Genomic DNA, 15,315 nt, shown 5'->3' on the forward strand with positions numbered 1-15,315 from the left:
GCGCCGTGGCTACTCCGGACACTACGAATTCGGGCGCCGCGCGGATCAGGCACCGCGGCCACTCGACCTTACGGCCAGCGGACCACGGGCGGCAGCGAAGACAGGATGGAATCGATATTGCCGCCGGTCTTCAGGCCGAAGATTGTGCCGCGGTCGTAGAGCAGGTTGAACTCGACATAGCGGCCACGACGGATCAGTTGCTCGTCGCGGTCGGCTTCGGTCCAGCTCTTATTAAAATTGTCGCGGACGATCTTCGGATAGACGAGGCTGAAGGCCCGGCCGACGTCGCGCACGAAGGCGAAGTCGGCATCCCAGCCGCCGCGTGCCTCGTCCGAATGCAGCCAGTCGAAGAAGATGCCGCCGATGCCGCGCGGCTCGTTGCGGTGCTTCAGGAAGAAGTATTCGTCGCACCATTCCTTGAAGCGCGGATAGTCGGCGACCTCGTCGTGCTGGCCGCAGGCGATCTGCATCGACTTGTGGAAGAGCTGCGTGTCGGGATCGTCCTGCGTGCGCCTTCGCGCCAGCACCGGGGTCAAATCCGCGCCGCCGCCGAACCACTGGCTCGACGTCACCACCATGCGGGTGTTCATGTGGACGGCCGGAACATTCGGGTTCACCGGATGGGCGATCAGCGAAATGCCGGATGCCCAGAAGCGTGGGTCTTCCTCGGCGCCGGGGATCTGGCTGCGGAATTCCGGCGAGAACTCGCCGTAGACCGTGGAGGTGTGGACGCCGGCCTTTTCGAAGACGCGACCGGCCAGCATCGACATGCGGCCGCCGCCGCCCGTTCCGCCGTCGCGCTTCCAGTCGCTCTGCTCGAAGCGGCCCGGTTCGTGATCCGACAGGGGGCCGGCAAGCTCGTCCTCGAGCGTTTCGAACGAGGCGCAGATCTGATCGCGAAGCTCTTCGAACCAGGCCTTGGCCCGGGTCTTCTTCTCCTCGATATCGTCCGGCAGGCCCTTCGGCAGTTCCGGTCTCTGCATCGTTTCCTCCGCCTTGCGCGCGATCCTGGCGGCGACTCGCTGGGCCCCGCCTGTAGTTTCTGGCGTGCTCTAACAGTTGATGGCGCAAAATCCAACGGTGGCGGCCCTTGGGTCATGCATTACGCCAGCAAAATGGACTCGCCATAAAGCATTACCCGCACTATTCTTGAACGTGGCGAGAGGTATTGTGCATGGCGAAAGTACCTGCCCGTCCGCCGATGGACGGTTTGAAGCGACGGATCCGACAGCACCGCGACGAGCGCGCGCGGGGCGCCAAGACAGATTTCGTTCGCAAGACCTATTGCCTCGGTCGCGAGGAAGCCCGCGCCAAGGCACGCGAATGGTTCGACGCCTTTCCCAAGGCCGCCTACTGGACGACGGTGGAAAGCTGGCGGCAGCTCGAAGGCGACCGGATCGAGTTCACCATGCGCCGCCTGCCGTCCGCGGACTGATCACCCGACAGTTTATCTCTCATGTTTTATTCTGAAGCATTCAAAGCAAAGCTTCATATTCTATTTGCCAATTCAATGATCGTTTTTGGTTCATCCCGTGAAATGCAGTGATCCATAAAAGTTTAGCGATCCGGAAAAACATTCTCCAACGGTTGTCTTATACATGTGAGGCCTGATCGGTACTTCCCTGCCATCGATATGGATATGGGGAACAGGGCATGACGCCATCCGAGCGCCGTTCTTCGGCATGTCGCCCTAACCCGAGACACATGGGGATCCCATGGTAAGCTTGAACAATTCGACGGCCGCATCCGCCCTTTCGCTGCTCACCGGCTCGAACAAGGCGCTGGCCAACACGATCACCAAGGTCGCCTCCGGCAAGGAGGTCAACAGCGCCTCCGACAACGCCGCCTATTGGGCGATCGCAACGGACATGGAGTCGCAAGGGTCGGCTCTTTCGAGCGCACAGGATGCGACGGCGTTCGCCTCCGCTACCGTCGACACCGCGCGTCTCGGCATGCAGGCGGCAACCGATATCGTCACGCAGATCCAGTCTAAGCTGATCCTGGCGAAGTCGCTCGGCGGATCGGCCAAGGATGCGGTCGGCGCGGAGATCAACCAGCTGAAGGAACAGTTGGGCACGGTCGCCCAGAGCACCTCGTTTGCCGGCCAGAACTGGCTGAGCACGGATGCCGGCAGCGCTCCGCAGACACAGTCGCTCGTCGCTTCGGCAACAACCGACAGCAAGGGCGGCGTCAGGATCGGCACGATCGACTACGATACCGCGCAATCCAATCTCATTGCCGGCGGCGATGCCGAAGATGGTCTGCTGACCCGCAGCTATTCCGGTACGACGGCAAGCGGTACGGCCTACGACTATCACCTGATCGACGCGAACTCGACGGCCGCAACGACCGGATCGGAAATTGCGGTCGATTCTTCGACCACCTCCGACGAACTGGATGGCATGATTGCGGCCACGAACTCCATGCTGAGCGGACTGACCGGTGCCGGCGCATCGCTTGGCGCGACGTCGAACCGGATTTCCAGCTCGTCGGATTTCCTGCAGAACCTGCAGGACACCATCAAGAAAGGCATCGGCCGGCTTGTGGATGCCAATATGGAGGAGCAGGCGGTCAACCTGTCGGCCCAGAAGGTACAGCAGCAATTGCAGACCATTGGCCTCAACATCATGAACAATCAGTCGAAGAACATCCTGTCGTTGTTCGGCTGAACACCCTGACCCCGGAAACAGTGCCTATGTTTCCAACCTGCCCGCGGTTTCTTGAAAAAGGCTGCGGGCTTTTTCATGCCTGCTGGCGAATCGCTTCCCCGGCGATCATGGCGACCGACATGGCGATGTTGAGCGACCGCTGACCCTCGACCATGGGGATGAGCACGCGGGCATCGGCCGCGTCGTGGACATGCTCGGGCACGCCGGCGCTTTCGCGCCCGAAGAGGAGAATGTCGTCGGGCCGGTAGGCAAACGTTGTGTAGGGCAGGGCGGCCTTGGTGGAGGCCAGCACCAGCCGTCGCCCTTCGGCCTTGCGCCATTCCTCGAAGACCTGCCAGTTGACGTGCCTCGTGAGCGCGGCGCGGGCGATGTAGTCCATGCCGGCGCGCTTCAGGTTGCGGTCGGAGAGATCGAATCCGGCCGGCTCGATGATCTCGACGGCAAGGCCGAGGCAGGCAGCAAACCGCAGGATTGTTCCCGTATTGCCGGGAATGTCGGGCTGGTAGAGGGCGATCGATGGTCTCGTCATGATCTGCTGGTTAGCCCGCTTGCCGGACGCGTTCAAGCGTCGATGCGTCGATGCAACTTCAGGCTGTTGCCGATCTGTCACATGCGACAGTCCGTGACGCCGTTGCGTCATTGATGCTTTTCAAATTTCGAAAACGGGGGTAAAAGACGTCCCATCTTTCCACCGCGATACAGGAGGCAGACATGGATAATGTGACCTGGACCGGCCTTCTTGCTGGCGCGCGGCGGAATGCACTGCCACGACCGACCGGCATCTCCTTCGCCGGCTGAGCCCTTAACGCTCTCCCATTTTCCCAAGATTCTAAATAACAGCGCGCGCGGCAGATTTGCCTCGTTTTCCCTGAGGAAGCTTCGGTTTCGACCGGCCTTTTTGATGCTATAGTTCCGTTCGGGATCTGCATCGCGCGTAAAAATCATTCTGGAGACATCCAATGTTCGCCTGGTTTGAACAGCGACTGAACCCCTATCCCTCGGAAGATCCCGAGCTGCCCCCCAAGGGGCTTTTCTCCTTCTGCTGGCACTATACCAAGCCGGCCGCCGGCTGGCTCCTGGCCATGTCGTTCTTCACCGTGCTGATCGCGGTCGGAGAAGTCATGTTGTTCCGGTTCCTCGGCGACATCGTCGACTGGCTGTCGAATGCGGATCGCACGACCTTCCTGCAGACGGAAGCACCCAAGCTGATCGGCATGGGTGCCATGGTGCTGGTCGGCCTGCCTCTGATCGTCGCAGCGCAGTCGGTCATCATGCACCAGGTGCTGCTCGGCAATTTCCCGATGATGGCGCGCTGGCAGATGCACCGCTTCCTGCTGCGTCATTCGATGACGTTCTTCGCCAACGAATTTGCCGGACGCGTGGCCACCAAGGTCATGCAGACGTCGCTTGCCGTGCGCGAAACGGTGATGAAGCTGCTCGACGTGTTCGTCTACGTGATGTCCTACTTCATCACGATGATCGTCGTCGTCGCCACCGCCGACTGGCGGCTGACGGCGCCGCTGATCGTGTGGCTCGCCATCTATGTCTCCATCGTCGCCTACTTCGTCCCTCGGCTGCGCAAGATTTCCGCCGATCAGGCGGATGCGCGCTCGATGATGACCGGCCGGATCGTCGACAGCTATACCAACATCGCGACGGTGAAGTTGTTCTCGCATGCCGGTCGCGAGGAGCGGTACGCCAAGGGCGGCATGGACGAGTTTCTGCAGACCGTCTACCGGCAGATGCGCCGCGTGACGCTCTTCCAGATCTTCGTCTATCTCAACAACTGCGTGGCGCTCTTTGCTATCGGCACGCTGTCGATCTGGTTCTGGCTGAACGGCGTGATCTCCATCGGGGCGATCGCCATTGCCATCGGCCTTGCCATGCGCATCAACGGCATGTCGCAGTGGATCATGTGGGAAGTGTCGGCGCTCTTCGAAAACATCGGCACCGTCTATGACGGCATGGCGATGATGACGAAGCCGCACGACATCGTCGACAGGCCTGCCGCCAACGCGCTGACCGTGCCGAAGGGGGAAATCCTGTTCGACAAGGTCCGCTTCCACTACGGCAAGCAGAAGGGTGTCATCGAGAACCTGACGCTCGGCATCCGTCCCGGCGAAAAGGTCGGCCTTGTCGGCCGTTCGGGTGCCGGCAAGACGACGCTGATGAACCTGCTTCTGCGCTTCTTCGATCTGGAGGCGGGCCGCATCACGATCGATGGCGACGACATCTCTACGGTGTCGCAGGACAGCCTTCGTTCGCTGATCGGCGTGGTCACGCAGGACACCTCGCTCCTGCATCGCTCGATCCGCGACAATATCTCCTATGGCCGTCCGTCGGCCAGCGACGAGGAGATCATCGAGGCTGCCAGGCAGGCGAACGCCTGGGACTTCATCCAGTCGCTTGAGGATCTGCAGGGCCGCAAGGGGCTCGACGCCCATGTCGGCGAACGCGGCGTCAAGCTTTCCGGTGGCCAGCGCCAGCGGATCGCGATCGCCCGCGTGTTCCTCAAGAACGCGCCGATCCTGATCCTCGACGAGGCGACGTCGGCGCTCGATTCCGAAGTGGAGGCGGCGATCCAGGAGAGCCTGTTCTCGCTGATGGAAGGCAAGACGGTGATCGCGATCGCCCACCGCCTGTCGACGTTGACGCAGATGGACCGGCTGATCGTGCTGGACAAGGGCAACATCGTCGAGTCGGGCACGCATGCGGAACTCGCCGCCGGTACCGGCATCTATGCCGACCTCTGGAACCGCCAGTCCGGCGGCTTCATCGCCGACGAACTGGAAGTGGCGGCGGAGTAGGGCGTTTCACGCAAATCCGCCCGCGGCTTTAGTCGCGGGCGGACACGCTACTTGGGTGAAATGATGAAAATATTCTTCGATGTTGATGGCGTATTGATCGACGGGTGGCATGTGCGGCCGGAACTGCGCAGACCATGGGACGCAACCATCGAGGAGGATCTCGGCGTCGATCGCCTAGCATTGCAACGGCAGTTGTTTGCAGGCGAAGGCGGGTCCGCGCCGATGACGGATTGTATAACGGGCCGTCGGGATTTGGCAGACGTGCTGGCCGAGGTCTTGCCCCAAACAGGTTATCGCGGTTCCGTCGGGGATTTCATGCGGTACTGGTTTGAAAAGGACTCGAACCAGAATGCTGCGGTGTTTTCGCTGGTGAAGCGATTGCGGGCCCTCGGGGGGCGTCAGCTTTTTCTCGCCACTGGGCAGGAGCATCACCGAGCCCGATATCTGTGGGACGACCTGAAGTTTTCCGAGCACTTTGATGACTTGTTCTACAGCGCCGAAATAGGCTTCGGCAAAAACGATCCCCGCTTTTTTGAAGCCATCAATGATCGCCTGAGTATTGCCGTGGGCGAGCGGCCGTTATTTTTCGATGATCAGAGAGACATCTGCGACATCGCCATCGCGTGTGGATGGGATGCCACCGAGGTGACTTCCGCAGACGACATCCGCAACCATCCTCGTCTCGCCTCTCTATGGTAACCGGAGGAGGCAGATCGCACTCCTCCGATTGGCCTCCCATTATTGCGTCAGACGGATATTCGAGAGGTAGGTGTCGAACAGCGCCGAGAAGCCGCTGACGATCTCGTCCTTGTCCTCTGCCGCGATGAAGTAGCTGGAGTTCGATGCGCACGCGGACAGCGCCTTGGATATATAGTCGCGCCGGCTCGTGCCGTTGTCGGTCGAGCTCAGGGTGCCTCCCCAGACACTGGTGAAGTAGCTGGAACTCATCGTGGAACCCAGCGTGCTTTGGTAGCGGTATACGTCATCGCCGATCGAGACGGCGAGATACTCGGTGTAGAGAACCGCCATGGTGGCCTTGGCGTTCTTGGCATTGTCGCACCATTTCGGATTGAGCGGCGAGATGTCCGGATAATAGCTCGAACTGGTGATGAAGCCCTTGCTGGACTGCGCGCCGTCGGTGATCAGCATGACCAGTTTCTTGGCGGAATCCTGGGTCAGTCCATCGCCGGCGGTGCCGACAGCTGTCGACAGGCTCTTGAGGGCGCGGAAGTCGGACGAGTCGTAGGTGCTGTCGGAGTTCAGGGCGCTGTTGTTGGTCAGCGACGAGCGCAGCGCGGCGGTGTCGTAGGTCGGCGCCTGGATCGCGTGCAGCCCGTTTGCCGTGTTGTAGCTTGAAGAGAAGAGCGACGAGCCGGTCGTGCTGGTGCCGACGGTGTAGAAACCGACACGAATGTGCTGGGTTTCGGTGTTGGCGGCGTCGACCATGTCGAGCACGGACCTGACGGCGTCGAGCTGGACGTCCGAACGCAACGTCACGTTGTTCAGTCGCGCCATTTCGTATGGGGTGTAGTAGGTGTACGTCTTCTTGCGACCGCTGCCGCTCGCCACTGCGATGCTGCCCGAGTGACAGGCGAAGACACAGCTGGTCTTGTCGACCATCAGTTGCTGGTCGGCCGTGGTGGCGGCCAGCAGCATAGAAGAGGATTTGTCGAGGACGATGTAGACGTCGATAAAGGATGTCGTCGAGCCTGCCGCGGCAGCGGTGATCGAGACGTCAATGTCGTCCACGCCGACGATGCGCAGCAGCGTTGTGCCGATCGTGCCTCTGACGGTGGCTTTGATCTCGTGCGTCGTATGATCGATCGTGATGTCGTCGTCCGTGAGCTGGTAGGTGCCGATATTCGACGAAGCCGTCGCGTTGACATCCGCAGTCGGATCGACCGAGCTGTCAGCGTTGGTCAGCGGCGTTTGGGCGGCAAACCATTTGCGGATCTTGTCCTTGATCTCGGCATCAGTCGCCGTGCCGATGTCGCGCACGCCGGCAAGAAGAGCGGCGTCGAGATCGGCCTGCATCTTCTCGCGGGTGTTGTAGGCTTCGGCGAAGTCGAAGCTCGATCCCACCGTCATGGAGAGCGGCACGGCGATGAGCGCGAAGGTCACCGCGAAATTGCCGGCGCGATCCGAGCTGAAGCGCTTCAGCGCTTGCCGCAAGCGCGGCAAGGCTGCAGAGCACTGTTCTACAAGCTGCCATTCCTTTTGCATGCACTGCTCCGGTTCAAAATGATACAGGCGGTCGATATGCGCCATTACTGATCGGAGACATTACTATTTCTTGCAGTCTGGTAGTAGGTGTCTTGTAAATACCTGGTGTATTCGGCTGTAATTCGAGTATTAAATTTTTAATCGAAATATATACATGTATCGATTTTGTCGAATTGCTCCAGATTTTTCAACTTATCCGCTGTGCTGGGCTGCTGTTCGTGCAATTTCAGGTGTCCTCCGATCGCCGTTTTCCCGCCATCGGCCGTGGGTGGCTGTATCAATTCGAGGCACCTGTCTTGTTTGGTTACGGTTGCCGCGCGGCCCCGTTGCGTTTCTGAATGGTAAATGCGGGACAGGGCCGCGCGGCAATTTGGCGAGGGAGCCTCTATTTGCCGAAATTCGGAATCCGCCTATATCTCGCTCATGCTGATCGCCCGAATCCTCCGCCTCTTCGAAAACTGGATCGATCCCTTCGCCCGCCATGATGACCTGCGGCCGCCACGGGGTACGCTGGCTTTCATCTGGTATTATGTCCGGCAGGCCAAGTGGCCGTTCTTCGCCATGCTCGTGCTTGGCGGGCTGGTGGCGATGCTGGAGGCTGCGCTGTTCTGGTTCGTCGGCCGGCTGGTGGATATCCTCGATCAGACGCCGAAAGGATCGGGATGGGAGGGGCTGACCGGCAATCACGGGGTGGAGCTCGTCGCGATGCTCGCAACCGTGCTCGTCGTCCGCTTCATCGTGACGGCGCTGAGCGCGCTCGTTGAAGAGCAGGTGATCGTCCCCGGTTTCGTGACGCTTGCCCGCTGGCAGGCCTATGTTCATGTCGCGCGCCAGTCGCTGACCTTCTTCCAGAACGATTTCGCCGGGCGCATCGTGACGAAGGTCTGGAGTGCCGGGCAGTCGGTCTCCGACCTGATGGTGTCGATGCTGCAGGTGGTGTGGTTCATCATCATCTACACCGTCTCGACCATGGCGCTGGTTGCGCAGCTCGACTGGCGACTGTCGGCGCTGATCGCGCTCTGGATCGGGGTGTTCGGGTTGCTGGCCCGCTATTTCGTCCCGCGGGTGCGGGCGAGGGCGCGCGAGACGGCGGAGATGGCGTCGATGATCAACGGCCGGCTGGTCGATTCCTACGGCAATATCCAGACGCTGAAGCTCTACGGCCGCGAGGACGAGAACGACCAGTACATGATGAGCGGTTTCCGCAAGGGGCGCGCCGTGGTCATGGAACTGACCCGGCACATTACCGGTATCCGCACGTCGCTGGCGCTTCTGTCCGGGGTGATGATTTCCATGGTCGCCGCGCTTTCGGTCGACCTCTGGCTCAGCGGCGCGATCTCGTCCGGCGGAGTCGCCTTCACGCTTGGTCTCGTCCTGCGCCTCAACATGCTGCTCGGCCGCATGATGACGCAGTTCAACGGCATCGTGCGCAATATCGGCGTCATACAGAATGCGGCCGAGATGATTTCGGAGCCCATCCAGCTGACGGACCGGCCGGGCGCCGGCGCGTTGGTGGTGACCGGACCGGATATCCGCTTCGAGGGCATCCGCTTTCACTACGGCAAGGGCTCGGGTGTCATCGACGATCTCAGCCTGCACATCCGGCCCGGCGAGAAGGTCGGCATTGTCGGACGCTCGGGCGCCGGCAAGTCGACGCTCGTCAATCTGCTGTTGCGTTTCTACGACCTCGAAGGCGGACGGATCCTGATCGACGGGCAGGATATCGCGGCCGTTCGCCAGGAATCGCTGCGCTCCCAGATCGGCATGGTCACCCAGGACACGGCGCTTCTGCATCGCTCGATCCGCGACAATATTCTGTTCGGCAGGCCGAATGCGGGGGAAGGGGATCTGGAGCGGGCGGCGGAACGCGCCGAAGCGCTGCATTTCATCCGCGACCTGCAGGACCAGCGCGGCCGCAAGGGTTTCGACGCGCATGTCGGCGAGCGCGGCGTCAAGCTGTCCGGCGGCCAGCGCCAGCGCATCGCCATCGCCCGTGTGATGCTGAAGGACGCACCGATCCTCGTTCTCGACGAGGCGACGTCGGCGCTCGATTCGGAAGTCGAGGCCGCCATCCAGTCGAACCTCGCCCGGCTGATGGAAGGAAAGACCGTTCTGGCGATCGCGCACCGGCTGTCGACGATCGCCGCGCTTGACCGGCTGATCGTCATGGACAAGGGGCGGATCATCGAAGAGGGGACGCATCACGAGCTCCTCGCATCCGGTGGGCTATACTCAGAACTCTGGGCGCGTCAGTCGGGCGGATTCCTTGCCGCAGAAGACGATGTCGCACAGCCGATTTCGGCGGAATAGTGGCTCCAGACGCCGGAAAAACTGCCCTCCGAAGGCCGTTCTGATCAGTTGGCATGCGGCAGGACGCCGCTGCCGACGAAGCGGCTCGCGGGAGGTCGCGCAATGCTCTACCAAGAACTGCCGGGGCCTATGCTGGGCCATTTGTCTTTCATCAACTCGATCAGTGACATGGCGGGAGCAATTTTCCGGGACATTGTTGGCTCACCCCCTTGCCAAGACTGGACTTATTTTGCGATCAAGCATAGAAGCGCCGGAATGGTGGGGAGTCTGTTACGGGACCGTGTTTTCATGGGGCTCTCCAATCTTAAGGTGTAGATGCGGTTTTTCGCAGAAATACGCGGAGAGGATGGGTAACCGTGAGCGAACACGAAGCGACTAGCGAGAACATGGGCGAGCCGACTCGCCGTGATTTCCTTTATCTGACCACCGGCATGGCTGCTGCTGTAGGCGCAGTCTCCGTTGCGTGGCCCTTTATCGACCAGATGCGTCCGGATGCATCGACTCTGGCGCTCGCCTCGATCGAGGTTGACGTTTCGGCGCTGGAGCCGGGCATGTCGCTGACGGTCAAATGGCGCGGCAAGCCGGTCTTCATCCGCAACCGCACGGACAAGGAAGTCGAAGAGGCTGCCAGCGTTCCGATGGACCAGTTGAAGGACCCGGTCGCGCGCAACGCCAACCTGCCGGCCGATGCACCTGCGAGCGGTGTCGACCGTTCCGCCGGCGACGGCAAGCAGAACTGGATCGTGATGATCGGCTCGTGCACCCATCTCGGCTGCGTGCCGCTCGGTCAGGCCGGCGAATATAACGGTTGGTTCTGTCCCTGCCATGGTTCTGTCTACGATACGGCGGGCCGTATCCGTAAGGGTCCGGCACCCGAGAACCTCCACATGCCGGTTTTCTCGTTCGTCAACGACACAGTCATTAAGATCGGTTGAGGGGGATACTGATTATGAGTGGCCATTCTAGCTACCAGCCGTCGACGGGTCTCGAAAAGTGGATCGATTCCCGCCTGCCGCTGCCCCGGATGATTTACGACAGCTTCGTCGCCTATCCGGTTCCCCGCAACCTGAACTATGCCTACACCTTCGGCGCCATGCTGTCGGTCATGCTGATCGTCCAGATCCTCACCGGCATCGTTCTCGCCATGCATTACACCGCCGAGACGACGATCGCCTTCGACTCTGTCGAAAAGATCATGCGCGACGTCAATCACGGCTGGCTGATCCGTTACCTGCACTCCAACGGCGCGTCGTTCTTCTTCGTCGCCGTCTACCTGCACATCGCCCGCGGTCTTTACTACGGTTCCTACAAGGCGCCGCGTGAAATCCTCTGGATCCTCGGCGTCGTCATCTATCTCCTGATGATGGCGACCGGCTTCATGGGCTACGTTCTGCCCTGGGGTCAGATGTCCTTCTGGGGCGCGACCGTCATCACCGGCTTCTTCTCGGCCTTCCCGTGGGTCGGCGAGTGGATCCAGCAGTTCCTGCTTGGCGGCTTTGCCGTCGGCCAGCCGACGCTGAACCGCTTCTTCTCGCTGCACTACCTGCTGCCCTTCATGATTGCCGGTGTCGTTATCCTGCACATCTGGGCGCTGCACGTGACCGGCCAGACGAACCCGACCGGCGTGGAAGTAAAATCGAAGACCGACACCGTTCCCTTCACGCCCTATGCGACGCTGAAGGATGCGCTCGGCGTGGTGATCTTCCTGATCGCCTATGCCTGGTTCGTCTTCTACCTGCCGAACTACCTTGGCCACCCCGACAACTACATCATGGCCAACGCCCTGAAGACGCCGTCCCACATCGTTCCGGAATGGTACTACCTGCCGTTCTACGCGATGCTGCGTGCGATCACCTTCAACATCGGCCCGATCGACTCCAAGCTCGGCGGCGTCCTGGTGATGTTCGGCTCGATCATCATCCTGTTCTTCCTGCCGTGGCTCGATACCTCGAAGGTCCGTTCGGCCGTGTACCGTCCGTGGTACCGCCTGTTCTTCTGGCTCTTCGTCGTCGACTGCATCATGCTGGGCTGGCTCGGTTCGCGTACGCCGTCCGACCTCTACACCCTCATGGCTCTGTGCGGCACGATCTACTACTTCGGTTTCTTCCTGGTCATCATGCCGGTTCTCGGCCTGATCGAAACGCCGAAGCGCATTCCCAACTCGATCACCGAAGCGGTGCTCGAGAAGAAGAGCGCGAAAGCGTGAACCTGCAGCGGCTGAAAGGAACTGAAACAATGAAAAAGCTTGTATCAAGCATTGTCATCGCCGCCGCTGTCTTCGCGTCGGGATCGGCATTCGCGGCCGAGGAAAGCCACGGCCTTGCCGAGGAGACAACGCATGCGATTGCGGGTGGGCACTTCCCCATCCTCAAGCCGAAGAACCAGGACTGGAGCTTTGCCGGGCCGTTCGGCCATTACGACAAGGCCCAGCTGCAGCGCGGACTTAAGGTCTACACCGAAGTCTGTTCGGCCTGTCATTCGATGGAGCTGGTGTCCTTCCGCACGCTGGAAGACCTCGGCTACTCCGAAGCCCAGGTGAAGGCTTTCGCGGCCAACTACGAAGTGCAGGACGGTCCGAATGGCGATGGTGAGATGTTCACCCGCAAGGCCGTTGCCTCCGACTACTTCCCGTCGCCATTCCCGAACCCGGAAGCAGCAGCCGCCGCCAACAACGGTGCTGCCCCGCCGGACATGTCGCTGCTCGCCAAGGCGCGCGGTGTCGAACGCGGCTTCCCGACCTTCATCTTCGATATCTTCACGCAGTATCAGGAAGGTGGTCCGGACTATATCTACTCGCTTCTGACAGGCTACCAGGAGCCGCCGGAAGGCATCAAGAACACCGACGGTTCGGACTATACGGTTCCGGAAGGCACGCACTTCAACCCGTACTTCGTCGGTTCGCCGTCGCTCGCCATGGCACCGCCGATCTCCGATGGCCAGGTGACCTATGACGACGGCTCGCCGGAAACGCTCGACCAGTATGCGCACGACGTCTCCGCATTCCTGATGTGGGCCGCCGAGCCGCATCTCGAAGACCGCAAGCGCACCGGCTTCATGGTACTGGTGTTCCTGGCGATCTTCACGGCGCTGATCTACCTGACCAAGAAGGCGGTCTACGCCAGCAAGGAACACTAAGGGATCTCCGGTCCCCATACTTGAAAGGCGGCTTTCGGGCCGCCTTTTTTATGGGAGGCTTCGAACCTCCCAGCCAAAACAGAGGAAGTCATCGATGAACGATCTGCGTTCCGAACTTGCCGCCGCCATCCGCAACATTCCGGATTATCCGAAGCCTGGCATCATCTTCCGCGACATCACCACGCTGCTCGGCAATCCGCGCGCCTTCCGCCGCGCCGTCGACGAGCTGGTTCAGCCCTACGTCGGGCTGAAGGTCGACAAGATCGCCGGCATGGAGGCGCGCGGCTTCATTCTCGGAGGCGCGGTGGCCCACCAGCTTTCCGCCGGCTTCATCCCGATCCGCAAGAAGGGCAAGCTGCCGCACGACACCGTGCGCATCGCCTACAGCCTGGAATACGGCGTGGACGAGATGGAGATGCACAAGGATGCCGTTCAGCCGGGCGAGAAGGTGATCCTCGTCGACGACCTGATCGCCACCGGTGGTACGGCGGAAGGGGCGGTGAAGCTTCTCAGGCAGATGGGGGCGGACGTCGTCTCGGCCTGCTTCGTCATCGACCTGCCGGAACTCGGCGGCCGCAAGAAGCTCGAAGCGCTCGGCGTCGAGGTTCGCACGCTCGTCGAATTTTCCGGCCACTGAAAGCCGTCAGGCGGCGATCGCCGCCTTGATGTCGTCCTCGATGTCCTGAGGTTTGTCGTTCGGCGCAAAGCGCTTGAGCGGCGTGCCGTCCCGGCCGATCAGGAACTTGGTGAAGTTCCACTTGATCGCCTCGGTGCCAAGCACGCCGGGCAATGCTTCCTTCAGATACTTGAACAGCGGGTGGGCGTCGCTGCCGTTGACATCGACCTTGGCGAAGAGCGGGAAGGAGATGTTGAAGTTCAGGTCGCAGAAGGTCTTGATCTCCTCGTCGCTGCCCTTCTCCTGCGCGCCGAACTGGTTGCACGGAAAGGCGAGGACGACGAGGTCGTCCTTGTACGCCTTGTAGAGCTCTTCCAGGCCGGCATATTGCGGGGTGAAACCACAGGCGCTTGCCGTGTTGACGATCAGCAGCACTTTGCCGCGGTAGGTGTCGAGGTCGACAGGCTGGCCGGCATTGTTCCTGGCCTGATACTCATAGACGGACATTGATCACTCCACCGTGTTTCACTCGTATTCCAGCACGCTGCTTTCGAAGCGCAACACCGGTAACTTGTCCTGGTTCTCGCCTTCGACAAGGGTGGTGTTGAGAATAAGTCCCGGCCGGGAGGCCAGAGCCCGGCTGCCGGTCAGGGTGACGTAATAGGTGACCTTGTCGCCGGCAAAGACCGGACGCAGCCATTTGAGGCTGGTGAAGCCGGGCGAGGGGCCGAGCTTCGGCGGCTCCTGGCCTGCGCCGGTCAACCGGTCGCTCTCCCTTTGCCAGTAGCCGAGGAAGGTCTGCATCCAGGCGGCGGCCGTGTGCCAGCCGGAGGCGCACAGGCCGCCAAAGACGTAATCCTTGGCCGCTTCCGCATCGACATGGAACGGCTGCGGGTCGAAGGCCTTGGCGAAGCGGATGATCTTTTCGTCGGTAAAGGTGTAGGTGCCGACGTTGACACGCGTATCCGGCTTGTGAAGCTCCGACATTCTCATTGTTGAGCCTCCTCGGCCGGGCGCCGCCGCATCATGATCCAGTTCTCCGATTTCAAGACCAGTTCGCCGCGCTGGTTGAAGAGCTCGTGAAGGACTTTTACGAGGCCGAGCCCGGGTCTGGAGGCCGAGCCGCGGCTTTGCACGACGGTCGTCTGACCAGACAGGGTGTCACCGGCGAGCACCGGCTTCTTCCACTCCATCAGGTCGACGCCGGGGGACCCCTCGGAGGCCGATTGCAGGAGGTAGGCATCGATCATCATCCGCATCATGATGCTGGAGGTGTGCCAGCCGGAGGCGACCAGCGTGCCGAACATCGACTCCTTCGCGGCTTCCTCGTCGGTGTGCATCGGCTGCGGATCGAATTCGCTTGCGAAGGCGATGATCTCTTCCTTGCTGACGGTGACCGGAGCGAACGGAAATGTGCGGCCGGAATGAAAATCCTCGAAATAGTATCTGGCTGTCATGGGGCTCTGGGACCATTGTTCGAGGTTGAACAATGGTCAGTTGCCACCCGCATGGCAAGGGGCGGGAAACCCGGAATTTGATGAAAAAACATTCACAC

Annotated in this window: 16 protein-coding genes; 9 read left to right on the forward strand and 7 right to left on the reverse strand. The window is 60.9% G+C overall.

The features are described from left to right. Positions 1 to 68: 68 nt before the first annotated feature. Complete coding sequence (gene hemF / locus ACU5AY_RS04495; protein WP_446828169.1) at positions 69 to 983, reverse strand: oxygen-dependent coproporphyrinogen oxidase; 915 nt, start codon at positions 981 to 983, stop codon at positions 69 to 71. 191 nt (positions 984 to 1,174) lie between these two features. Between hemF and ACU5AY_RS04500 the strand changes: the two genes are divergently transcribed. After that, entirely contained in the window at positions 1,175 to 1,435 is a 261-nt protein-coding gene (locus ACU5AY_RS04500) for a hypothetical protein (protein ID WP_446823586.1), read from the forward strand. 280 nt (positions 1,436 to 1,715) lie between these two features. Further along, a complete protein-coding gene (locus ACU5AY_RS04505) occupies positions 1,716 to 2,669 on the forward strand; it encodes a flagellin N-terminal helical domain-containing protein (RefSeq protein ID WP_446823587.1) in 954 nt (317 codons plus the stop codon). 73 nt (positions 2,670 to 2,742) lie between these two features. Here the strand turns inward: ACU5AY_RS04505 and ACU5AY_RS04510 are convergent, their stop codons facing one another. Both ACU5AY_RS04510 and ACU5AY_RS04515 read right to left on the reverse strand, forming a co-directional pair. Then, the gene (locus ACU5AY_RS04510) at positions 2,743 to 3,198 is read right to left on the reverse strand and encodes a tRNA (cytidine(34)-2'-O)-methyltransferase (RefSeq protein ID WP_446828170.1); all 456 of its coding nucleotides are present in this window, start codon (positions 3,196 to 3,198) and stop codon (positions 2,743 to 2,745) included. Positions 3,199 to 3,305: 107 nt separating this feature from the next. Continuing rightward, positions 3,306 to 3,614 (reverse strand): hypothetical protein, encoded by a 309-nt coding sequence (locus ACU5AY_RS04515; RefSeq protein ID WP_446823589.1) that lies wholly within the window; start codon positions 3,612 to 3,614, stop codon positions 3,306 to 3,308. 14 nt (positions 3,615 to 3,628) lie between these two features. Between ACU5AY_RS04515 and ACU5AY_RS04520 the strand changes: the two genes are divergently transcribed. Together ACU5AY_RS04520 and ACU5AY_RS04525 are read left to right on the forward strand one after the other, a co-directional pair. Beyond that, positions 3,629 to 5,476, forward strand: a complete 1,848-nt coding sequence (locus tag ACU5AY_RS04520) for an ABC transporter ATP-binding protein (protein WP_446828171.1) — start codon at positions 3,629 to 3,631, stop codon at positions 5,474 to 5,476. A gap of 60 nt (positions 5,477 to 5,536) precedes the next feature. Next, positions 5,537 to 6,175, forward strand: a complete 639-nt coding sequence (locus tag ACU5AY_RS04525) for an HAD family hydrolase (protein ID WP_446828941.1) — start codon at positions 5,537 to 5,539, stop codon at positions 6,173 to 6,175. A gap of 39 nt (positions 6,176 to 6,214) precedes the next feature. Here ACU5AY_RS04525 and ACU5AY_RS04530 read toward each other — a convergent pair whose 3' ends face one another. Beyond that, positions 6,215 to 7,699, reverse strand: a complete 1,485-nt coding sequence (locus ACU5AY_RS04530) for a TadE/TadG family type IV pilus assembly protein (RefSeq protein ID WP_446828172.1) — start codon at positions 7,697 to 7,699, stop codon at positions 6,215 to 6,217. A gap of 423 nt (positions 7,700 to 8,122) precedes the next feature. Between ACU5AY_RS04530 and ACU5AY_RS04535 the strand changes: the two genes are divergently transcribed. The 5 genes from ACU5AY_RS04535 (at position 8,123) to ACU5AY_RS04555 (ending at position 13,781) form a co-directional block, all read left to right on the forward strand. Then, entirely contained in the window at positions 8,123 to 10,009 is a 1,887-nt protein-coding gene (locus ACU5AY_RS04535; RefSeq protein ID WP_446828173.1) for an ABC transporter ATP-binding protein, read from the forward strand. 356 nt (positions 10,010 to 10,365) lie between these two features. Further along, the gene (gene petA, locus ACU5AY_RS04540) at positions 10,366 to 10,944 is read left to right on the forward strand and encodes a ubiquinol-cytochrome c reductase iron-sulfur subunit (protein WP_446823593.1); all 579 of its coding nucleotides are present in this window, start codon (positions 10,366 to 10,368) and stop codon (positions 10,942 to 10,944) included. Positions 10,945 to 10,958: 14 nt separating this feature from the next. Then, positions 10,959 to 12,215, forward strand: coding sequence for a cytochrome b (locus ACU5AY_RS04545; protein WP_446823594.1), 1,257 nt, complete (start codon positions 10,959 to 10,961; stop codon positions 12,213 to 12,215). A 29-nt stretch (positions 12,216 to 12,244) separates the two neighbouring features. Then, positions 12,245 to 13,144, forward strand: a complete 900-nt coding sequence (locus ACU5AY_RS04550) for a cytochrome c1 (RefSeq protein WP_446828174.1) — start codon at positions 12,245 to 12,247, stop codon at positions 13,142 to 13,144. Between the two features lie 94 nt (positions 13,145 to 13,238). Then, entirely contained in the window at positions 13,239 to 13,781 is a 543-nt protein-coding gene (locus ACU5AY_RS04555) for an adenine phosphoribosyltransferase (RefSeq protein WP_446823596.1), read from the forward strand. 6 nt (positions 13,782 to 13,787) lie between these two features. On the opposite strand, the gene ACU5AY_RS04560 is transcribed toward ACU5AY_RS04555, so the two are convergent. The 3 genes from ACU5AY_RS04560 to ACU5AY_RS04570 are packed head-to-tail and all read right to left on the reverse strand — an operon-like array spanning position 13,788 to position 15,217. Next, positions 13,788 to 14,267: a glutathione peroxidase gene (locus ACU5AY_RS04560; protein WP_446828175.1), complete on the reverse strand. Its 480-nt coding sequence runs from the start codon at positions 14,265 to 14,267 to the stop codon at positions 13,788 to 13,790. Positions 14,268 to 14,285: 18 nt separating this feature from the next. Beyond that, positions 14,286 to 14,753: a MaoC/PaaZ C-terminal domain-containing protein gene (locus ACU5AY_RS04565; RefSeq protein WP_446828176.1), complete on the reverse strand. Its 468-nt coding sequence runs from the start codon at positions 14,751 to 14,753 to the stop codon at positions 14,286 to 14,288. Further along, the gene (locus ACU5AY_RS04570) at positions 14,750 to 15,217 is read right to left on the reverse strand and encodes a MaoC family dehydratase (RefSeq protein WP_446828177.1); all 468 of its coding nucleotides are present in this window, start codon (positions 15,215 to 15,217) and stop codon (positions 14,750 to 14,752) included. Before ACU5AY_RS04570 ends, ACU5AY_RS04565 begins: the two co-directional genes overlap by 4 nt. Between the last annotated feature and the right edge of the window lie 98 nt (positions 15,218 to 15,315).

The sequence above is a fragment of the Rhizobium sp. PAMB 3174 genome, from assembly GCF_052908375.1.